The sequence below is a fragment of the Streptomyces sp. CNH287 genome, from assembly GCF_000424825.1.
This window is the reverse complement of record NZ_AUKQ01000020.1, coordinates 1-21,106: the sequence shown is the minus strand read 5'-3', so window position 1 is coordinate 21,106 and position 21,106 is coordinate 1. Positions and strand designations below refer to the sequence as shown.

At 71.3% G+C, this 21,106-nt stretch carries 18 protein-coding genes; 4 read left to right on the top strand and 14 right to left on the bottom strand.

Annotated features, from left to right (window positions below; all coding sequences use genetic code 11):
• Nucleotides 1-74: 74 nt before the first annotated feature.
• The 8 genes from H299_RS0120230 to H299_RS0120195 form a co-directional block, all read right to left on the bottom strand.
• Entirely contained in the window at nt 75-1,805 is a 1,731-nt protein-coding gene (locus H299_RS0120230; protein ID WP_078512903.1) for an ABC transporter ATP-binding protein, read from the bottom strand.
• 101 nt (nt 1,806-1,906) lie between these two features.
• The gene (locus H299_RS0120225; protein WP_027749895.1) at nt 1,907-2,956 is read right to left on the bottom strand and encodes an iron-siderophore ABC transporter substrate-binding protein; all 1,050 of its coding nucleotides are present in this window, start codon (nt 2,954-2,956) and stop codon (nt 1,907-1,909) included.
• A gap of 81 nt (nt 2,957-3,037) precedes the next feature.
• Entirely contained in the window at nt 3,038-3,904 is an 867-nt protein-coding gene (locus tag H299_RS0120220) for an ABC transporter ATP-binding protein (protein WP_027749894.1), read from the bottom strand.
• A gap of 39 nt (nt 3,905-3,943) precedes the next feature.
• Complete coding sequence (locus H299_RS0120215) at nt 3,944-5,005, bottom strand: iron ABC transporter permease (RefSeq protein ID WP_027749893.1); 1,062 nt, start codon at nt 5,003-5,005, stop codon at nt 3,944-3,946.
• A complete protein-coding gene (locus H299_RS0120210; protein ID WP_078512895.1) occupies nt 5,002-6,090 on the bottom strand; it encodes an iron ABC transporter permease in 1,089 nt (362 codons plus the stop codon). The genes H299_RS0120215 and H299_RS0120210 overlap by 4 nt, the downstream gene beginning before the upstream one ends.
• 172 nt (nt 6,091-6,262) lie before the next feature.
• Nucleotides 6,263-8,422, bottom strand: coding sequence for a RecQ family ATP-dependent DNA helicase (locus tag H299_RS0120205; RefSeq protein WP_027749891.1), 2,160 nt, complete (start codon nt 8,420-8,422; stop codon nt 6,263-6,265).
• A 120-nt stretch (nt 8,423-8,542) separates the two neighbouring features.
• Nucleotides 8,543-9,142, bottom strand: coding sequence for a dihydrofolate reductase family protein (locus H299_RS0120200; protein ID WP_027749890.1), 600 nt, complete (start codon nt 9,140-9,142; stop codon nt 8,543-8,545).
• A complete protein-coding gene (locus tag H299_RS0120195) occupies nt 9,139-10,038 on the bottom strand; it encodes a metalloregulator ArsR/SmtB family transcription factor (protein WP_027749889.1) in 900 nt (299 codons plus the stop codon). The genes H299_RS0120200 and H299_RS0120195 overlap by 4 nt, the downstream gene beginning before the upstream one ends.
• Nucleotides 10,039-10,316: 278 nt before the next feature.
• On the opposite strand from H299_RS0120195, the gene H299_RS35185 reads away from it, so the two are divergent.
• Nucleotides 10,317-11,006, top strand: coding sequence for a hypothetical protein (locus H299_RS35185; protein ID WP_486587349.1), 690 nt, complete (start codon nt 10,317-10,319; stop codon nt 11,004-11,006).
• A 33-nt stretch (nt 11,007-11,039) separates the two neighbouring features.
• Here the strand turns inward: H299_RS35185 and H299_RS40535 are convergent, their stop codons facing one another.
• The 4 genes from H299_RS40535 to H299_RS0120170 all read right to left on the bottom strand — a co-directional run bounded on the left by H299_RS40535 (nt 11,040) and on the right by H299_RS0120170 (nt 14,103).
• Nucleotides 11,040-11,399: a hypothetical protein gene (locus H299_RS40535; RefSeq protein ID WP_158692363.1), complete on the bottom strand. Its 360-nt coding sequence runs from the start codon at nt 11,397-11,399 to the stop codon at nt 11,040-11,042.
• Between the two features lie 294 nt (nt 11,400-11,693).
• Complete coding sequence (locus H299_RS0120180; RefSeq protein ID WP_027749887.1) at nt 11,694-12,371, bottom strand: ribonuclease HII; 678 nt, start codon at nt 12,369-12,371, stop codon at nt 11,694-11,696.
• A 55-nt stretch (nt 12,372-12,426) separates the two neighbouring features.
• Nucleotides 12,427-13,401: an ADP-ribosylglycohydrolase family protein gene (locus tag H299_RS0120175; RefSeq protein ID WP_027749886.1), complete on the bottom strand. Its 975-nt coding sequence runs from the start codon at nt 13,399-13,401 to the stop codon at nt 12,427-12,429.
• Between the two features lie 93 nt (nt 13,402-13,494).
• Entirely contained in the window at nt 13,495-14,103 is a 609-nt protein-coding gene (locus H299_RS0120170) for a YdbC family protein (RefSeq protein WP_027749885.1), read from the bottom strand.
• A 288-nt stretch (nt 14,104-14,391) separates the two neighbouring features.
• On the opposite strand from H299_RS0120170, the gene H299_RS0120165 reads away from it, so the two are divergent.
• Nucleotides 14,392-14,922 (top strand): TerD family protein, encoded by a 531-nt coding sequence (locus H299_RS0120165; protein WP_027749884.1) that lies wholly within the window; start codon nt 14,392-14,394, stop codon nt 14,920-14,922.
• Nucleotides 14,923-15,050: 128 nt separating this feature from the next.
• Here H299_RS0120165 and H299_RS0120160 read toward each other — a convergent pair whose 3' ends face one another.
• Entirely contained in the window at nt 15,051-17,912 is a 2,862-nt protein-coding gene (locus H299_RS0120160) for a vitamin B12-dependent ribonucleotide reductase (protein ID WP_027749883.1), read from the bottom strand.
• A 114-nt stretch (nt 17,913-18,026) separates the two neighbouring features.
• Nucleotides 18,027-18,548 (bottom strand): transcriptional regulator NrdR, encoded by a 522-nt coding sequence (gene nrdR / locus H299_RS0120155; RefSeq protein ID WP_027749882.1) that lies wholly within the window; start codon nt 18,546-18,548, stop codon nt 18,027-18,029.
• Between the two features lie 457 nt (nt 18,549-19,005).
• On the opposite strand from nrdR, the gene lexA reads away from it, so the two are divergent.
• Both lexA and H299_RS0120145 read left to right on the top strand, forming a co-directional pair.
• On the top strand, nt 19,006-19,800 hold the full coding sequence (gene lexA / locus H299_RS0120150; protein WP_027749881.1) for a transcriptional repressor LexA: 795 nt from the start codon (nt 19,006-19,008) through the stop codon (nt 19,798-19,800).
• 317 nt (nt 19,801-20,117) lie between these two features.
• The coding region (locus tag H299_RS0120145) for an IS30 family transposase (protein WP_486587254.1) at nt 20,118-21,106 on the top strand (989 nt) is incomplete at its 3' end.

The following is a 21,106-nucleotide window of genomic DNA, read 5'->3' as shown; positions in this document are numbered from 1 at the left end:
GCGCGCGGCCCCCTCGCCGAGAGCGAAGCGTTCCTCCAGGCGAGGAAAACCAGCCTGCGTGGACTCCGGGTGCGCTAACTCCCCTCCCGCCAGGCCAGCCAGAGGCGTGCGTACCCGCCCCCCAGGGCCACCAGCTCCTCGTGGGTGCCCTGTTCCACCACGCGCCCCGCATCCAGTACGGCGATCCGGTCCGCCGCCATCGCCTGCGTCAGCCGATGCGCCACGAACAGCGTGGTCCGGCCCGCGCACGCGGCGCGCACGGCCCGCTCCAATTCGGCGGCGCCTTCGCTGCCCGCTTCCGCGGTCGACTCGTCAAGCACGACCACCGGCGCCCGGCCCAGCAGGAGCCGGGTCAGGGCGATCTGGGCGACCTTCGTGACGTCCAGGCGTTCCCCGCCCTCGCCGACCATGGTGTACAGCCCCTCCGGCAGCGCCGCGACCCACCCCTCCGCACCGACCGTACGCAGCGCGCCCAGCAGTTCGGCGTCGGTCGCCTCCGGCGCGGCCAGCCGCAGGTCATCGGCGAGCGGACCGGAGAAGACGTGCGTCTCCTGCGTCAGGATGCTCACCAAGGAGCGCGCTCCGGCCTCGTCGAGCCCGGCCAGATCGGTCGGACCGACGCGCACCGTCCCGGCCTGCGGAGTCCCGATGCCCGCGATCAGCGCGGCCAAGGTCGACTTGCCCGCCCCCGTCGCTCCCACCAGAGCCAGCGAGCCGCCACCCGGAATCTTCAGGTCGACATCCCGCAGGACCGGCTCCTCGGCGCCGGGATAGCTGAACGTCAGCCCCTCCACCGTCACCGGATACGAGGTGGCGCCCCCGAGCCGCTCGGCCGCGCCGACGGCCCCGGCCGCTTCGCCCACCAGCCGCTCCTCTGCGACCTCCCCCAGCACCCCGACCAGCCGGGTCAGACTCGCGCCCGACTTCTGCGCCTCGTCGAAGGTGAACATGATGGAGCCCAGCGGCGTGAACAACCGGTGGAACAGCAAAGGTGCCGCCGACACCTCGCCCAGGCTCGCGGCATCGGCCTCCAACAGGGCATAACCCACCACGATGATCAGGACCAGCCCGATGAACTCAGCTCGGTTCTCCCTGCCGACGAACCGGCCGAAGAACCGGAACACCTCGACACCGAGATCGCGCACCCGCCACGACTCTCTGGTGACCTTCTCGCGGACAGCCCCCTCAAGGCGGTAGGCCCGTACCGTCTCGATCCCGTTCAGTCCGCTGATCAATGCCTGCGCGCGATCGGCCTGGGCCGCCCGCTGCCTGCGGTAGAGCGGCACGGACCGAGGCAGATACCAGCCCAGGGCCAGCGCGTACGCCGGCAGTGCCCCGGCTCCCGCCAGGCCGAGCCGCCAGTCCAGGCCGAACATGCCCACCGTGGCGATGGCGACCAGCACCCCCGCCGAGAACACCGCGGGGACGGCCGTGCGGATTCCCTTGGACAGCACGGCCACATCGTCACCGACCCGGGAGAGCACGTCCCCCCGGCCGACCTGCTCGATCCGCGCGCTCGGCATCCCCAGCACCGCCCGGACGGCGCCTTCCCGCAGTCGCGCGAGCAGATCCGCGCCCAGCCGCCCGATCAGGTAGGTGGACACGGCGGTGGCCACCGCGCCGAGCAGCGCGGCGGCCACCATCAACACCCCGATCGTGGTGAGGAGGGAGCGCGACTCGCCCGCGACCACTCCATCGACCACGCGACCGAGCAGGAGTACCGGCAGCACCTGGAGCGCCGCCCCGGTCACCGTGGTGAACACGGCGGCGAACGTCAGCCCCGGAGCCTGGCGGCAGTGCCCCATGACCCACCGGGTGGCCTCGCGTCCGGTCGCCGTGCGCAGAGCTGGCCGAGGGACGCGCCGTTCGGTGCCGGTCGTCCCGGCGCTGTCGGTCGTGCTCACACCTAGTCGATCGACTTGACGAGTTCGTCGATCGCGTACGGCAGGGACAGCAGGGTGGCCTGGGACATGGCCGCGCCGGCCGCCGGTCCCTCACTGTCCAGCAGGTACGACACCTTCTTGTCCTTGACCGCGGAGAGGTTGGTGAACAGCTTGAAGTTCTTCAACTCCTTCTGGTCCGCCTTGTCGTTGATGACGAAGATGCGGTCGACATCGACCAAGTCCATGCGCTCGGGGGAGAGCTGGGTGAAGAACTTACCGTCAGCGACCTTGTCGATCTCCGTCGCCCCCTTGTAGCCCATGCCGGTCAGCAACTGCCCCCGCACGTCGGTGGTGGTGAACGGTGCGACCGAACCGTCGTACCAGGACAGGGCGACCGCGGTCTGCTCCGCGAACTCCGGGTGCGCCTTGCGGGTCGCGTCGAGCTTGTCCTGGATGCCCTTCACCATCGACTTGCCCTCGGCCTCCTTGCCGAGCGCCTTGGCGATGTGGACCGCGTTCTTCTGCCACGGCCCGCTGAACGGCTCCTTCTCCGCCTTGGTACGGCCCACTGTCGGGGCGATCTTGGAGAGTTTGTCGTAGGCGTCCTGGTCGATCTCGGAGTAGACCGCGATGATCAGGTCCGGCCGCAGGGCGGCTATCTTCTCGTAGTTCGGACCGGTGTCGCCGTTCTTCATGACGACCTCGGGGCGGGCGTCGCCCCACTTGTCCTTGACCCAGGGCCACTGGGTGTTGATGTCGGGGGACTTGCCCTCCGGGTTCGGGTACTGGTCGACCATGCCCACCGGCTTGGTGCCGAGGGCCAGGATGGCCTGGTCGTCCGTGTAGCCGACGGAGACGACCCGCTTGGGCGCCTTGGAGACCTCCGTGGAACCGAACGCGTGCTCCACCGTGACCGGGAAGTTCCCGCCGCCCGCGGCCGGGGCGTCGTCACCCGACGTGTCCTCGGCGTCGGAACCGCATGCCGCGAGGAGTCCCACTCCGAGGGCCACGGCCGACACAGTCGCCGTCAACCGCCGCCAGGACTTCCTGCGTGCCACTCGATGGAGAAGCATCCCGTCATTCCTTGCTCTCGCGCCGTCCACTACGCCCCTTTCCAGGGCAGGCAAACCTCAGTTCACTGAGGTGAGGTTAGCCTAACTTATGTGATCTCCCCGTCCGGCCTTCTCGAACTCGACGTGGGTGCGGCCGATCGGCACGATGAGCGGCCGGTCTCCCACCGGATCTTCGATCACCCTGGCGCGCAGCCCGAACGCCTCGTGCAGCAGATCCGCCTCGATCACGTCACGCGGATGCCCTTGGGCCAGGACCGCGCCCTCCCGCATCACGATGAGGTTGTCGCTGTAGCGCGTGGCCAGATTGAGATCGTGCAACACCATCACCACGGTGCACCCCGACTCGTGCAGATCGTCCACCAGGTCGAGCACGTCGATCGCGTGCGCCAAGTCCAGGTAGGTGGTCGGCTCGTCCAGCAGCAGCAGGTCCGTGCCCTGGGCCAGGGTCATCGATATCCAGACGCGCTGTCGCTGCCCGCCGGACAGCGAGTCGACCGGACGGTCGGCCAGGTCGGACACCCCGGTCATGGCCAGTGCATGCCGGACGACCTCGGCATCGTCCGAGGACCACTGCCGCAGCCAACTCTGGTGCGGATGGCGGCCCCGCGCGACCAGGTCGGACACCGTCAGCCCCTCCGGAGCCACGGGCGCCTGAGGCAGCAGGCCGAGCTTCTTCGCCACCTCCCTGGTCCGGAGCGAGACGATGTCTTCACCGTCCAGCACGACCGTCCCCCTGGACGGCTTGAGCAGCCGGGAGAGCGTCCGCAACAGGGTCGACTTCCCGCAGCCGTTGGGGCCGATGATCGTGGTGATCACCCCCGGCGGGATCGCCACGTCGAGATCGTCGATGACGATCCGGCCGCCGTACCCGACCGTGACACCCCTGGCTGCCAGCCGGGAGACCTCATCGGCCCCGGACTCGATCTCGGCGCTGAACTGAGCGACCACGAGACCCCCTTCGATTAGCTTTGCCTAACCTTCCCACCTCTACCGGCGATTCGCCCGCACCAGCAGATAGACGAGGAAGGGGCCGCCGATCGCGGAGGTGACCACGCCGACCGGCAGGCTGACCGGCAGCACGGTGCGCGCGATGAGGTCCGAGCCGGTCAGCAGCAGCGCCCCCACCAGGGCGGAGGCCAGCATCGGCGGTGTCGGACACCGTGTCAGACGCATCGCGACCTGCGGCGCCACCAGCGCGACGAACGGGATCGGCCCCGCCGCGCTCACCGCCATACCGGCCAGCAGGACCGCGCACAGCAGCAGCACCGCCCGCACCGCCGAGTACCGGACGCCCAGCCCCGCGGCGATCTCGTCACCGAAGTGCATCGGCTTGAACTGGAACGCGGCACACGAGGCGACGATCATCAGCGCGAGCGTGCCCCAGAGCGCGACGGAGACCTCGTCCCACGAACGGTCGTCCAGCGAGCCGACCAGCCACACCCGGGCCTGCGCCACGTCCCGCAGGTCCGCCGTCACCAGCAGCCAGGTCGTGATCGCCTGCATCACGGCGCTCACCGAGATACCGATGAGGATGAGCCGGAAGCCGTCGATCCCGCGCCGCCACGCCAGGAAGTACACCAGCAGTCCGGTGCCGAGGCCGCCCGCGAGTGCCGCCGTGGAGATCCCCACCGAACCGGCGATCGCGGCGGAGGCCCCACCCGACACCGTCACCAGGAACACCGCGACGGCGCTGGCGCCTCCGGTGATCCCCAGGATGTCCGGGCTGGCCAGCGGGTTGCGCGCGATGGCCTGCGTGATCGCCCCGGACACGCCCAGCGCGAACCCGACGACGAGCCCCGCCAGGGCACGCGGCATCCGCAGGTCCATGATCACGAACTCGTCGACCTGCTCGCCGCGGCCGAAGATCGTGGCGATGACCTTGTCCAGGCCGATGGGGAAGTCCCCGACGGCGATGGAGAGGCAGAACACCAGGAAGACCGCCGCCGCCAGCAGCAGCGTGACGAGCACCATCCAGGGCCGCCAGACGAACGACACCTGCCCCAACCGCACGCCCGGCGCCACCGATGGCTTCACGTCTGTCCCGTTCATGTGTTCTTGAACTTTCCCCGCCACACCAGACCCGCGAAGAACGGGGCGCCCAGCAGCGCGACGACGACCCCCGCGTCCAACTCGCCCGGGCGCACCACCAAGCGCCCGACGATGTCGCAGACCAGCAGGACGACGGCGCCGAGCAGACCCGCGTACGGCACCAGCCAGCGATAGTCCGGCCCGGTCAGATAGCGGGCGACGTGAGCCACCATGAGCCCCAGGAACGCGATGGGTCCGCACGCGGCCGTCGCCGCGCCGGCCAGCAGCGTGATGGCGACGATGCCGAGGGTCCGGCTCAGCGCGACGTTCACGCCCAGCCCGCGCGCCGCGTCCTCTCCCAGGTTGAGCAGGTTGAGGGCGGGCAGGGTCATCAGTGCCAGCACCAGCCCGACGCCGATGAAGAGCGCCACCGGCCAGATGACGCCGAACCCGACCCCTGCCACGGAACCCGCCTCCCAGAACCGCAGCGCGTTCAGCGCCTTCTGGTCCGAGAGCGCGACCGCCGTGGTCATCGACGCCAGGAACACCGTGACCCCCTGCCCGGCCAGCGCGAGCGTCAACGGATTGCCGGCTCCCCGGCCGATGCTGGCCAGACCGAACACGACGACACCGGCGATGCCCGCCCCCACGAAGCCGAACCAGACGTACTGGAACGGGTTGGTGAGGCCGAACACGGTGATCGCCGACACCACGGCGAACGAGGCCCCGGCGTTCACCCCCAGCAGTCCCGTGTCGGCGATCGGATTGCGTGTGTAGCCCTGGATCAGCGCCCCGCCGACCCCCAGGGCGATGCCCGCCACGATCGCGAGCACCGTTCGGGGCACCCGCACCGTCTCCACGATGAGCCTGATCTCGGTGAGCCGACGATCGGACTCCGGCTCGGCGAACAGCCCGTGCCACACCTCGGCGGGCGTCAACGCGCGGGCGCCGACGGCCAGGGAGACCAGCCCCGCGGCCACGAGGAGGGCCACCAGCGCTCCCAGCCCCACCATGCGGCGGCGGCGGCGGAGGTCCACGCCTGTGGCCTTGGCCTCCCCGGCCCCTATGTCCCCGGGCGCGGGGCTCTCTCGTGCAGTCGTGCCCATGTCGACGTACGTTATCCCGTCCGTTCACCGGGGTCGCACGGCAGTACGGGCACCGGGCGGAGCCCAAAGGTGCCCGTACTGCCGTGCGACCCCCGTGGCCGTCCGGTCCTGCTCCGAGGCGGACTTGACGCACCCCCGCGCAGCGTGCCCAGGATCTTGCCGACCCCGAGGGCTACCCGTTCACAGCCAGGACCAGGGGGAGCACCTCCTCCGCTCCGGACTGGCGCAGCAGGCGCGCGCCCACGGCCAGAGTCCATCCGGAGTCGGTGTAGTCGTCGACGAGCAGGACCGGGCCCGGGGTCGCGGCGAGCGCGGCGGCGAGCGCCTCGGGCACGGTGAAGGTGGAAGCGAGAGCACGCAGCCGCTGGGCGGAGTTGCTGCGGTGCGCCGCCTGCTCCCCGGCCTGCGGCGTGTGGGCCAGGCTGCCCAGCAGCGGGAGCCTGCCGACCCGCGCCAGACCCTCGGCGAGCGAGGCGACCAGGCGCGGGTGCGAGCGGGACGGCACGGCGACGACCCCCACCGGCCGCGGCCTCGCGTCCGGGTCACCGCCGGCCCAGCCGCCCGGCCCGCGGGCCCAGTCGGCCACCACCGTGACGACGGCGGCCAGCACGTCGTCCGGCACCGGCCCGTCCGCGGCCTGCGCCGACAGGAGCGGGCGCAGGCGGTTCCCCCAGCCGATGTCCGACAGCCTTCCGAGCGCCCTCCCGGTGACCGCCTGCTGGCCCACCGGGATACGGCCCTTGAGATCGATCCCGACCGCGGCCATGCCCGAGGGCCACATCCGGCGCGGCTCGACCTCGACCCCCGGGCGGTCCAGCTCCCCGGTCGCCGCGGCGAGAGCCGCGGCCGGGACGGCGGGATCGAGCCAGGGTCCGGCGCAGGAGTCGCAGCGACCGCAGGGGACCGCCTTCTCGTCGTCGAGCTGCCGCTGGAGGAACTCCATCCGGCACCCCGTGGTCGCCACGTAGTCCCGCATGGCCTGCTGCTCGGCCGCCCGCTGCCGGGCCACCCAGGCGTAGCGCTGCGCGTCGTACACCCAGGGCTGCCCCGTGGAGGTCCAGCCCCCCTTCACCCGCTTGACCGCGCCGTCGACGTCCAGGACCTTCAGCATCGTCTCCAGCCGGGAGCGCCGAAGTTCCACCAACGGCTCCAGTGCGGGCAGCGACAACGGCCGCTCCGCCTCCTCCAGGACCGCCAGCGTGCGCCGCACCTGCTCCTCGGCCGGGAAGCCCACCGAGGCGAAGTACGCCCAGATCGCCTCGTCCTCGCGCCCCGGCAGCAGCAGCACGTCCGCGTGGTCCACGCCACGACCGGCCCGGCCCACCTGCTGGTAGTAAGCGATCGGGGACGAGGGCGATCCCAGGTGAACCACGAACCCGAGGTCCGGCTTGTCGAAACCCATCCCCAGCGCGGAGGTCGCCACCAGCGCCTTCACGCGGTTCGCCAGCAGGTCCTCCTCCGCCTGCAGCCGATCGGCGTTCTCCGTCTTCCCCGTGTAGGAGGCCACCGGATATCCGCGCTGCCGCAGGAACGCCGCGACCTCCTCCGCCGCCGCCACCGTCAGGGTGTAGATGATCCCCGAACCGGGCAGATCCCCCAGCCGCTCCCCCAGCCACGCCAGCCGGTGCGCCGCGTCGGGCAGCTCCAGCACGCCCAGCCGCAGGCTCTCCCGGTCCAGCGGCCCGCGCAGGACCAGGGCGCCGCCGCCCTCCGTCCCCAGCTGGTCGGCCACATCCGCGGTCACCCGCGCGTTCGCCGTGGCCGTCGTCGCCAGTACCGGTACGCCGGGGGCCAACTCGGCGAGCATGGCCCGCAACCGCCGGTAGTCCGGCCGGAAGTCGTGTCCCCAGTCGGAGATGCAGTGCGCCTCGTCGACCACCAGGAGACCCGTGGTGGCCGCGAGCCGGGGCAGCACCTGATCGCGGAAGTCCACCGAGTTGAGACGCTCCGGACTCACCAGGAGGACGTCGGTCTCGCCGCGCTCGACCTCCTCGTAGATGTCGTCCCATTCCTCCGGGTTGGCCGAGTTGATGGTGCGGGCCCGGATACCGGCCCGCGCCGCCGCCTCGACCTGGTTGCGCATCAGCGCCAGCAGCGGCGAGACGATCACCGTGGGGCCGGCGCCGCGGCGGCGCAGCAGCGCGGTCGCGACGAAGTACACGGCCGACTTGCCCCAGCCGGTGCGCTGCACCACCAGCGCGCGACGGCGCTCCCGCACCAGGGCCGCCACCGCCTCCCACTGGTCCTCCCGCAGCCGCGCCGCACCACTGGGGCCGCCGACCAGCTCGGCGAGGATGGTGTCGGCTTCGGCGCGCAGCTCCAGATCGTCCATGCCCCCATGCAACCCGATGGCACTGACAATCGACCAACTCACCCAGCGTGACGACCAGCGCCGGTGCGGCGCGGCAGCCCCGTACGGAGCACGCCGCGCGCCCCGTACGGCGCGGCCGGCTCAGCGTGCCCGGTCGTAGACCATGGCGATCTCGCCCAGCTCGCCGGACTCCTGGCGCGCGAGCCGCCACTTCGAGGCGGGCAGTCCGTCCTCGAACAGGCGCTGCCCTCCCCCGGCGATCTCGGGAAAGATCATGAGATACAGCCGGTCGACCAGGTCGGCCGCCAGGAGCGCCTTGATGACGCTGGCGCTGCTGTTGGCGAGGATCTCACCCTCGCCGCCGGTCCTGAGGTCGGCGACGACGTCCGCGGCGGGCGCGTTCACCACGCGAGCGCGTTCCCACGGCGCCTCGGTCAGCGTCGTCGAGAAGACCAGCTTCTCCGCGTCGACCAGCCACTTCGCGTAGCCGCGATCACGCGGATCGGCGTTCTCGTCTGCGGCGACCGTCGGCCAGTACCCCAGGAATCCCTCGGCGCTGACCCTTCCGAGCAGCGCCGTCGTCGCGCTCGCCCAGATGCGGGTGAGGTGGTCCCGAGCGACCTCGGAGGTCACGTACGGGGCGAATGCGCCGAAGTCCTCGGGCCCGCCGGCACCGTGGTAGCGCCCGTCGAGGGTGAGGCTCAGGTTCGCGGTCACCCTGCGGCTGGTCGAGGCGGTCATGTCGTGCTCCTTGTATCGGTGTCGGTGGTGCGGTCGGCGTCGGTGTCGGTGTCGCAGTCAGTTCCGGTCTCGCCGTCGGGCGGGGCCGCTGCGAGAGCCGCCGCCAGCTTGTCGAGGCTCTGTCCGAAGCCGAACTCGATGCCTGCGACGAAGTCCGCGGAGTCGACGGTGCTGTCGGTGAGTTGCCAGCGGACGTCGAGGTCCGTGCCGGTGCCGGCGGACCGCAGCTCCAGGTCGACGTGGGCGGTGAAGGCGAGACGGCCGTCCGCAAGCAGCGGGGAGAGCCGGTAGGCGAGGCGCTCGCCGGGGCGTACGTCGACCACGGCACCCTCCGCCCGCCCGACGACCACGTCGGAGCCGTCCGCGTCCTCGGCGTCGCGGTACCCCTGGACGATCCGCCCGCCCGGTCGCGCCTCGAAGACCAGCTCGGAGACGCGGAGATCGTCCGGCGTCCACCAGCGGGTGAGGAGCGAGGGTTCGGTCAGGTGGCGCCAGACCAGTTCGGGACGCCCCGCCAGTGACCGGAGGAACCGGAACGAGCGGCCGTCGGCCCACCCCGCCGCTCCTGCCGCGAGCCGCTCCGTGTGGAGGCCGCGCCCGTAGCTTTCGAAGGTCTCGCGCGAGCCACCGGCCTGCTCCGCGGTGTCGGCGAGCCGGCCGAGCGCGACCGCCAGGTCCCGGAGGGGAGCGGAGCGCAGCGCGTAGACACGGCGCTGCCCGGAGCGCTGTGAGGTGACGACACCCGCCCGCTCAAGGGTCTGGAGGTGCTTGGTCGTCTGCGGCTGGCGAGCCCCGGCGATCTGGGCGAGCACGCCGACCGGGCGGGGGCGCTCGGCCAGCAGAGTCACGAGCCGCCAGCGGGCCGGGTCGGCCAGGGCGGTGAGGAGTGCGTCCATGGCGACAAGTATTCCTCAACAGGAATATTCGGGTCAAAGAATATTTCTGGTGGCAGGAAATGCTTCAGCAAGTCAGCAAGCTGTGGCACCAGAGGCGGACGGGGCGGCTGATCCACGCACTCCAGGCGCGGCGGGGCCACCCGGACCCGGACCTGCCCGGCAGGCGTGCTCGGGGCGCGGAAGATCACGCACACGACGTGATCCCGTCCGCTCTGCCCGTTGCCGCAGCGCGGCCCGGCAGAGAGAATCGAAGTGGTCAGACGGATGAAGGGAGGACTGTGAGCTTCGGCTTCGCCCCGCCGCCCACCACCGACTCCTCCTCCCGCCTCGGCCGCAGTCTCGAGCTCTCCGAATGGGCCGCCGCCGGCATTCCCCTCCTGCGCAGTCCCCGCGACGTGGTCAGCACCCTGTGCGCGCTGCACCTTCCCGCCCCGTCCACCGCCGTGGTCGCCGTCATCGGCCCGGACGAACGCCTCTGCGCGAGCGCCTCGTTCGCCCAGCCGGGAGGCCACCCGGACGGCTGGGAGTACCGCAACGCCCTGCTCTCCCGGCTGCGCGTGGTCATCCCGCACGACCTGCGGCGCCGCACCCCCGTCCGTACGGCCGTGCTGCTTTACTGCCGGGACGGCGAGCCGCGCTGGACGGAGGTGGACGGTGCCTGGATGTGGGGCCTGCGGGACGCCTGCACGCTGCACGGCCTGCGCTGCGGCGCGTATCTCACGCTGACCCGTTCCGGCTGGCAGGTGATGGGCGAGGTACGTGGTGGCCGACGCCCGCACTCCGGCAGCGGCCAGGGCAGCAATACCGGCAGCAACAGCGGCACCGGCGGCGAGTCGCCCCCGCGCACGGACGCCACCGGCGCGCCCGGCACACCACCCGCCCCCGCTCCGGCCGTGCCGGAGCAGCCGGGCCCGCCCGCGTACCCGGAGGTCAGGACGCCGGCGGAACTGCGGCGGGCCGTGAGCTGAGGCCCGCCGCCCGGCACGCCCGGGCGGCGACGCTCACAGCAGTGCGCTCAACCGCTCCGGGTTCCCGCAGACGATCAGCTGCTCGCCCGCCCGCTCCAGCGCCCGGGGCAGCGCCTCGGCCACCGCGCCGTCCGAGCCGCCGTTGACGGCCAGCACCACGACGGGGCGGGGGGCGACGCGGCTCAGCGCGGACGCGTGTACGCAGAAGACGTCCTGCCCCTCGGACAGTTGGCGCCAGTAGGGGTCCTCACCGAAGGAGCGTTCGTGCTGAGCCCAGGGGTGCTCCTCGCCCGTGGTGACGAGCAGGACCTCACCGGGGGCTCGGCCCGCTTCCAGCAGCGTGTCGACCGCCTCGTCGGCGGCGTCCACCGCGCTCGCGTCCGTCGCCGTCACCAGTTCGATCCGCGCCGTGGGCGCCGTACGGGGGGCAGGTACCCGGTCCGGCCGTGCGCGCCCCGCCTGCGGGGGCGCCCCGGTCTGCGGGGGCGTGGGCCGTGGGCCGGGAACGGGCGGTCCGGGGCGTGCCGCCTGCGGAGTCCGGGTGGTTCCCGCTGCGGTGCGGGGACCCGGGACGCTCTCGTGAATCTGTGGCTCCTCGGGGGTGAGAGGCATGGGGTGTTGTCTATCAAACGCGTGTGCGGTGTGCTGCGGCGGGTGGACTGTGGGCTCCGGAGGGCTGGTTCGCGGTCAGAAGAGGCCGATCTGCTCCACGGGCTGGTCGCGTACCAGCTTGAGGTGCTGCCAGCGCGGCAGCAGGTCCAGATAGGACCAGGAAAGCCGGTGGTGGGGGGTGGGGCCGTGCTCCTCCAGCGCGGCGCGGTGCACCGGCGAGGGGTATCCGGCGTTGCTCGCGAACGCGAACTCCTCGTGGTCGGCGCCGAGCTCGGCCATCATCGCGTCGCGCCGCACCTTCGCCAGCACGGACGCCGCGGCGACCGAGACACACGACTGGTCCCCCTTGATGACCGTACGGACCCGCCAGGGGCCGCCGAGGTAGTCGTGCTTGCCGTCGAGGATCACCGCGTCGGGCCGCACCGGAAGCGACTCCAGTGCCCGCGAGGCCGCCAGGCGCAACGCGGCGGTCATCCCCAGGGCGTCGATCTCCTGGGAGGAGGAGTGCCCGAGCGCGTGCGCGGACACCCAGCCGTTCAGCTCGCCGGCCAGCGCCGTACGCCGCTTGACGGTGAGGAGCTTGGAGTCCGTGAGCCCTTCCGGAGGGCGGCGCAGACCGGTGACGGCGGCGCAGACCGTGACCGGACCGGCCCAGGCGCCGCGGCCGACCTCGTCCACCCCCGCGATCACCCGGGCCCCGGTGGTGGCACGGAGCGACCGCTCGACGCGGTGGGTGGGCGGTTCGTACGGCATGGCACTTCACAGCCTAGCCGCTGCACCGGACGGGCGGACGCACCGGGTACGCGGGTTACGCGGACGGCGCAGCCCGCTCCGTCGCCCACTGCGGCAGCGGTTCGGTACGCCGCGCCCAGGACTCGGGCGGCGCACCCGACGGACGCGCCGCCACGATGCCGCCGACGATGGCGCAGGTCGTGTCGACGTCCCCGCCCGCCTGGGCGGTGGTCCAGAACGCGCCCGTGTAGTCGTCGAGATGCCGGGCCGCGGCCCAGAGTGTGAACGGCACCGTGTCGTGGGCGCTGGTGCGGCGACCGCTGCCGAGCACGGCGGCGACCGTGGCGACGTCGTCGTAGTCGAGCATGTCGGCCGCCCGGCGCAGTCCGGCCTGTACGGCGCTGCGCGGCACCAGCTCGAGCACAGCGGCCAGCAGCCCCGCCCCCGGCGTCCCGCCGTCCCGCACGCCGGCGGCGTCGGCCGCACCCGCGGCGCCCGCCACCAGGGCCGCCGCCCCGGCCACAGCCATGGCCCCGGCGACCGCCTCACGGTGCTGGTGGGTGACGAACGCCGACCGTTCGGCCTGCTCCGCGGCCAGGGCCGGATCGTCCGCGTACCAGGCGCCGAGCGGGGCGATCCGCATGGCCGCGCCGTTCCCCCAGGACCCCCGGCCGTCGAAGAGCGAGGCGGCCAACTCCCGCCAGTCGGCGCCCTCCTGCCGGATCAGCCGCAGCATGCGGTTGACCGCGGGGCCGTAGCCGCGGTCGAAGTCGTGGTGCTCGGCGAAGGCGGCGGCCAGCGCGTCCTGGTCGATCCCGCCGTGCCCCGCCAGCACGGCCACCACCGAGCAGGCCATCTCGGTGTCGTCGGTCCACTGCCACGGGGAGGGGGGCAGTTCGCGGCGGCGAAGTGCTCCCAGGTTCGCGGGTACGAAGAACTGGGAGCCCAGTGCGTCGCCGACCGCCAGACCGCGCAGGCTCGCCAGCGCGCGTGCGGTGTGTTCCGGGCCGCCCGGCTCGCGGCGGGCGGGATTCTGCGGATCTTCGGTCATGGACCCGAACTGTAGCGGCACGCTCCGCCCCCGTCCGGTGCGCGCGAGGGCCCGGCGCGCAGCGTCACACCGCCTGCCGTGCGCCGCGAGCGGTCACAGCGTCCAGGACGGCTCCAGGTCGATGACGTCGCCCGCGATGGCGGTGATGTCCGCTCCCGTCTGCGCGCGCAGCGCCAGACGCTCCACCCGCTCGGCCCGGTACTTCCCGTGCTCCGCCGCCGAGTTCCACATGGACAGCACGAGGAACTCGTCCTCCGGCTGCGCCTGTGCGAAGACCCCGCGCAGCATGCCCGGCGAGCCGGCCATCGCCGGGTTCCACACCTTCTCCTGCATCAGCACGAAGTGATCCATGCGGTCGTGCCGCACCGTGCAGTGCGCCACCCGCAGCAGATCGGCGTCGAGGAAGGTCGGCTGGAACCCCACCTTGACGTCGAACCGGTACTCGAAGAGCCGTACCTGCATGTCCTTGTAGGTGCCGATCTGCGAAGCGTGCAGGCGGTCGTGCGACCGCGCCATGAAGGAGTCGTAGAAGGCCCGGCTCTCCCAGAAGCCGAAGAAATGCGCCACCCCGGCCCTGGAGCGGCTCCAGCCGCCGCCCTGGCCACGGAATCCCGGCTCGCCGAGCAGCCCCGCCCACTTTCGCTGAGCGCGCTCGAACCCACGACGGTCCACGACGGTGCAGCGCATCCACTTGACCAGCACCGCGCCATCGTACGGCCATCCGGGTGAGCGGCCGTACGCATGCGGCGCGCGACTCCCCGCCCGTGCGCCCGCGCGCACGACTCAGGCCGCGCGCACGCCTCGGAAGAGGCGGCCACCGAATCCGGCAAGCCGGAGTGGTGGGGCGCCAGTTGGGGCAGCTCTGATCACGGGAAATCGACCACCCCCGCGTGGCAACATGGTTGGCCTACGGGAATCCCTTGGAAGTTGCCGCGACATCGACCGCGATCGTCCGGTCCGGATACGCCCGGTCCACTGAAAGGAACACTGGTGAGCAGTCTCAACAAGGGGATAGAGAAGGCCGAGGTGACGCTCAAGTGGGATCCCAGCCCCGTCGGCGAGCCGCCGAATGACCTCGACATCATCGCGGCCACGTACACCGCCGAAGACCCGTACGGCGCACCCGGATACCTCGTCCACTTCGACAGCCGTTCACCGGACGGCACGATCATCCTCAACCGGGACAGCCGTACCGGCCAGGGCTTCGGTTCCGACGAGGTCATGACCCTGGAGCTCGACCGGCTCGCCCCCACGTACGCGCGGGTGGTGATCGGCGTCGCGATTCAGCAGGGCAGCGGGCGGAAGACGTTCGGCGGGATAGAGAACACCCTCATCCGCATCCTCGAGGGATACACGGAACTCGCGACCGACGACCTGACCGGCGTCGCGGGAGCAACCGCCGCGACCATCGGCGAATTCGTTCGGAACGGCCCGGAGGTGTGGGAGTTCCGCTCCCTCGTACGGGGCTTCGACGCCGACCCGGACACCTTCACCCGGGTGATGGGCAGCCACCAGTCCTGATCCCGCGCCCCGGCCGGGGCGCCTGCCCGGCACGGCGCGGGGGCGGTGGACCGGGAATCCCGCTCCACCGCCCCCTGCCGTTCACCTCGGCGCACCGCCGCGCCCGGTCAACCGTGCCCGCTACCGAATCAGCTGCAACCGCTGGTGGAGCCGCAGCCCTCGCACAGGTAGCAGCTGCCCGCACGGCGCATCTTCGTGCCGCAGGAGAAGCACAGCGGCGCGTCCGCGTTCAGCCCGAGCTGCATCTCCACCAGTTCCGTGGAGTTGTGCGCCTCGACCGGCGCGGGGGCCGCGGCGGCGGGCGCCGGTGCCTCGGCCGGCGGGGATGCCGAGTGCAGCGGTGCGGACTGGGCGAGGCTCTCCACGTCCATGTCGTCGGCCGACGACTCGTAGGACCCGGTGTCCAGGTGGCGCTGCCGCTCCTCGGCGGAGTGGATGCCCAGAGCCGAGCGCGTCTCGAAGGGCAGGAAGTCCAGCGCCAGGCGGCGGAAGATGTAGTCGACGATCGACTGCGCCATCCGTACGTCCTGGTCGTCGGTCATCCCGGCGGGCTCGAAGCGCATGTTCGTGAACTTCGAGACGTAGGTCTCCAGCGGCACGCCGTACTGGAGACCGACGGAGACCGCGATCGAGAAGGCGTCCATCATGCCCGCGAGGGTCGAGCCCTGCTTGGACATCTTCAGGAAGACCTCGCCGAGGCCGTCGTCCGGGTAGGAGTTGGCCGTCATGTAGCCCTCGGCACCGCCGACGGTGAACGACGTGGTGATGCCGGGGCGGCCCTTGGGCAGCCGGTTGCGGACCGGCCGGTACTCGACGACCTTCGCCGGCTCCGGCTCGGCCGCCGCCTTCTTGTCCGTCCGCTTGGCCGAGAGCGGCTGCCCCACCTTCGAGTTCTCGACGTAGACCGCGAGGGCCTTGGTGCCGAGCTTCCAGCCCTGGAGGTAGATCTCCTCGACGTCCTCGACGGTGCTGCTCGAGGGCATGTTCACCGTCTTGGAGATCGCACCGGAGAGGAACGGCTGCGCCGCCGCCATCATCCGCACGTGGCCCATGGGGGAGATGGAACGCTCGCCCATGGCGCAGTCGAAGACCGAGTAGTGCTCGGTCTTGAGGCCTGGGGCGCCGCTGACGTTGCCGTGCTCCGCGATGTGCTCGACAACGGCCTCGACCTGCTCCGGCTGGTAGCCCAGCCGCTTGAGCGCCTTGGGGACCGTGTTGTTCACGATCTGCATCGAGCCGCCGCCGACCAGCTTCTTGAACTTGACCAGCGCGAGGTCGGGCTCCACACCGGTGGTGTCGCAGTCCATCATCAGGCCGATGGTGCCGGTCGGCGCCAGGACGGAGGCCTGGGCGTTGCGGTAGCCGTGCTTCGCGCCCAGCCGGACCACGTCCTGCCACGCCTCGGTCGCCGCGGCCCACACCGGCGTGTCCAGGTCGTCGACCCGCGTGGCGTCGGTGTTGGCGTCCGCGTGCTGCTTCATCACGCGCTGGTGCGCCTGGGCGTTGCGGGCGTACCCGTCGTACGGGCCGACCACCGCGGCCAGTTCGGCCGAGCGCTTGTACGAGGTGCCGGTCATCAGGGAGGTGATGGCGCCCGCCAGACCACGCCCGCCGTCGCTGTCGTAGGCATGCCCGGTCGCCATCAGCAGGGCACCCAGGTTGGCGTAGCCGATGCCGAGCTGCCGGAAGGCGCGGGTGGTCTCACCGATCTTCTCGGTCGGGAAGTCCGCGAAGCAGATGGAGATGTCCATCGCGGTGATGACCAGCTCGACGACCTTGGCGAAACGCGCGGAGTCGAAGGACTGGTTGCCCTTGTCGTCGTCGCGCAGGAACTTCATCAGGTTCAGCGAGGCGAGGTTGCACGAGGAGTTGTCCAGGTGCATGTACTCGCTGCACGGGTTGGACGCGGTGATCCGGCCCGACTCGGGCGAGGTGTGCCACTGGTTGATGGTGTCGTCGTACTGGATGCCGGGGTCGGCGCAGGCGTGGGCGGCGACGGCCATCTTGCGCAGCAGCGCCTTGGCGTCGACCTCCTCGACGATCTCGCCCGTCATCCGGGCGCGCAGCGGGAATTGCTCGCCCGCCTCGGCCGCCTTCATGAACGCGTCGGTCACCCGGACCGAGTTGTTCGCGTTCTGGTACTGGACGGAGGTGATGTCGTCCCCGCCGAGGTCCATGTCGAAGCCCGCGTCGCGCAGCGCGCGGATCTTCTCCTCCTCCTTGACCTTGGTCTCGATGAACGCCTCGACATCGGGGTGGTCCACGTCCAGGACGACCATCTTGGCGGCGCGCCGGGTGGCGCCGCCCGACTTGATCGTGCCGGCGGAGGCGTCGGCCCCGCGCATGAAGGAGACCGGGCCGGAGGCGTTTCCGCCGGAGGAGAGCAGCTCCTTGGAGGAGCGGATGCGGGAGAGGTTCAGGCCGGCGCCGGAACCGCCCTTGAAGATCATCCCCTCTTCCTTGTACCAGTCGAGGATCGACTCCATCGAGTCGTCGACGGAGAGGATGAAGCAGGCGCTGACCTGCTGCGGCTGCTTCGTCCCGACGTTGAACCAGACCGGGGAGTTGAACGCGAAGATCTGGTGCAGCACCGCGTAGGCGAGCTCGTGCTCGAAGATCTCGGCGTCCTCGGCGGACGCGAAGTAACCATTCTGCTCACCCGCCGCGCGGTAGCTGCGCACCACGCGGTCGATGAGCTGCTTGAGGCTGTGCTCCCGCTGCGGCGTGCCGACAGCACCGCGGAAGTACTTGCTGGTGACGATGTTGACCGCGTTCACCGACCAGAAGCCGGGGAACTCGACGCCACGCTGCTCGAAGTTGACCGAGCCGTCGCGCCAGTTGGTCATGACGACGTCCCGGCGCTCCCACGCCACCTCGTCGTACGGATGCACGCCGGGCGTGGTGTGGATGCGCTCGATGCGCAGCCCCTTGCTCGCCTTGCCGCCCTTAGCGCGGGAGCCGCGTGCCGGGCCGCTCGTCGTCTCTGTCATTCCGCCTCCCTGTACGGGCATAACGCCCCCATGTGCCCCGTTTCTTCCGGGGCACGGTGTCTGTCTGGGACCGGAGTGCCCCCAGGCACACCGGTCGGTCCCTCGTGAAGCCGCTCAGTCGGCGGCGACGGCGGGTGCGGGGACCTCCGGGCCCCCGCCTGCCTCGTCCCCGCCCCGCGCCCCGGGGGGTGGCGAGGCGTCGCGCAGCTCCGCGATCGCGGCGTCGAAGTCCTCGAGCGATTCGAACGCCCGGTAGACGGAGGCGAACCGCAGATACGCGACGAGGTCGAGATCCTGGAGCGGGCCGAGTATGGCCAGGCCGACGTCGTGCGCGGAAAGCTCCGCGCTGCCGGTGGCCCGGACCGCCTCCTCGACCCGCTGGCCGAGCTGCGCGAGGGCGTCCTCGGTGACCGGGCGCCCCTGGCATGCCTTGCGCACGCCTGCGATCACCTTGTCCCGGCTGAAGGGCTCGGTGACGCCGCTGCGCTTGATCACCATCAGTGACGCGTTCTCGACCGTGGTGAACCGACGGGAGCAGTCGGGGCACTGGCGGCGCCGCCGGATCGCGGTGCCGTCATCGGTCGTACGGCTGTCGACGACACGACTGTCGGAGTGCCTGCAGAAGGGGCAGTGCATCGAATTCCCACCCTTCCGAAGCTCTCGCCGTGCATGACTGAACCACCTCGCGACACCCCTGGCGGGGCCCCTCGAAGTCACCACCAGCATAGTCGAAGCCCCGCCGGTTGAAAGGCTGGGCACCACAACTTGTAGGCGGCTCACGCCTATCTAACCACTAGATCTGGTGCCCGGGGGACAACGAGCTGATTCGCGTGTCGCCTTCGCGCGGCAGCGTCGAGCGTACGGGAGCGAGGGTGCGCGGCCGACGGCGGGGCGCGCCTGCGAGACTGGACGCGACACGACGGACGGCCGGGCGCGGCGCACGGCCCGGGTGTCACCAGAAGGCCGCTTGTACACCTGCCCACTTGATCACGTCAGCCGAATAGCGAATTTTCACTCGAACGTGTGTTTGGCGCAACCTTTCGAAACGAACTACCGTTGTCCCACTAGGGAGTACCGCTCGAGAGGGGCTGACGTGACCACCGCCGCAGACACCGCCACCATCACCACCCAGGACCGTTCCGCACCGGCCATCGACCAGACATCGCAGGTCAGAAGCGAGACCATGAACCCGGCAGCCGACGAGCCACAGCCCGCCCGCGCCCTGCCGGGGAGGCCTCCAGGCATCCGTGCGGACAGCTCCGGGCTCACCGACCGGCAGCGGCGCGTGATCGAGGTGATCCGCGACTCCGTGCAGCGGCGCGGCTACCCGCCGTCCATGCGGGAGATCGGCCAGGCCGTGGGCCTCTCCAGCACCTCCTCGGTGGCCCATCAGCTGATGGCACTCGAACGCAAGGGCTTCCTCCGCCGGGACCCGCACCGCCCCCGCGCGTACGAGGTACGCGGCTCGGACACCCCCAGCACCCAGGCGACCACGGACACCACCGGCAAGCCCTCAGCTTCCTACGTGCCGCTCGTCGGGCGGATCGCCGCCGGCGGCCCGATCCTCGCCGAGGAGTCCGTGGAGGACGTCTTCCCGCTGCCGCGTCAGCTCGTGGGCGACGGAGAGCTGTTCGTCCTGAAGGTCGTCGGCGACTCCATGGTCGACGCGGCGATCTGCGACGGCGACTGGGTCACCGTGCGCCGCCAGCCGGTCGCGGAGAACGGCGACGTCGTCGCGGCCATGCTGGAGGGCGAGGCGACGGTCAAGCGCTTCAAGCGCGAGGACGGCCACGTATGGCTGCTCCCGCACAACGCGTCCTACCAGCCGATCCCCGGCGACGACGCGACGATCCTCGGCAAGGTCGTGGCCGTGCTGCGCCGCATGTGACGGCCACGGCCGCCGCCCCCCGCGGTCGAGGTGCGTGGTGGTGCCCCGGAGTCGCCGGCGGGTTCTATTGATCCCCGCAACACTCTGGAGTTCAGGGAGTTGCGGGGATCGTGGATTTCGAGGTGCTGAAGGCGGCGTTCTTCGAGGCGCTGGACAGGGAGAACGGCAGCATCACTGCTGCGGCTCGTGCAGTCGGAGTGAACCGCAACACGGCGTTCGGATGGGCACGCCAGGCCGGAATCCGTGGTCTCGGCAGGCCGCGTAGGCCCGGCCACCCCGGTCGGGCGGAGTACGAGCGGCTGCGTGCTGCGGGAGTCCTGCGCCGTGATGCCGCCGCGCAGGCCGGCGTCCATGAGCGCACCGCTGAGGACTGGGACCGCGGTATCCGGCAGATCGGCCACTCGCGCCTGCATCCTGACGGGCGCCGCATCGACTACAAGACCGGTGTGACCACCATCGCCGCCACCTCTTGGGAGTCGTCCCTCGCAACGGTCGAGGCCGAACTGCACCCCAGGTTCCTCACGGTGACCGAGCGAGAGCTGATCGCTGATCTGCACCGCGAAGGCCGGTCGCTGCGCGCGATCGGACGGGCACTGGGCCGACAGGCGTCCACGATCAAGCGCGAGATCGACGCCCGGTCGGTCGATGGCTTCTACCGGCCGCACCGGGCCCAGCGGGCATGGGCGAGGAGCCGGTCGCGCCCCAAGGACTCCAAGCTCGCCCAGGACGGCCCGCTCCGCCGGTTCGTCGCGGAAAAGCTGCAGGACCAGTGGTCACCCGAGCAGATCTGCCACGCTCTGGCCATCGAGTTCCCCGACGACGAGAGCATGCGCGTGAGCCCGGAAACGATCTACCAGGCGATCTACGTCCAGGCCCGTGGCGGACTGCGCCGCGAAGTCGCGGCAGCGCTGCGCACCGGGCGCACCCGCCGCAAGCCGCGCCGGAGCCCGGACCAGCGCACCCGCCGGTTCGTCGACGAGATGGTGATGATCTCCGAGCGTCCTGCCGAGGTTGAGGACCGGGCGGTTCCCGGCCACTGGGAGGGCGATCTGATCGTCGGTCCCCGCAGCGAGAGCGCGATCGTCACCCTGGTCGAACGCTCCACCCGCTACGTCATGCTCGGGCATCTGCCCGGCGGGCATACCGCCGAGGAGGTCCGCGATGTGCTGGTACCGCTGATCCAGACCCTGCCCGGGCACCTGAGAGGCTCGCTGACCTGGGACCAGGGCTGCGAGATGGCCGCGCACAAGCAGTTCACCGTGGCCACGGGCGTGCCGGTCTACTTCTGCGACCCGCACTCACCCTG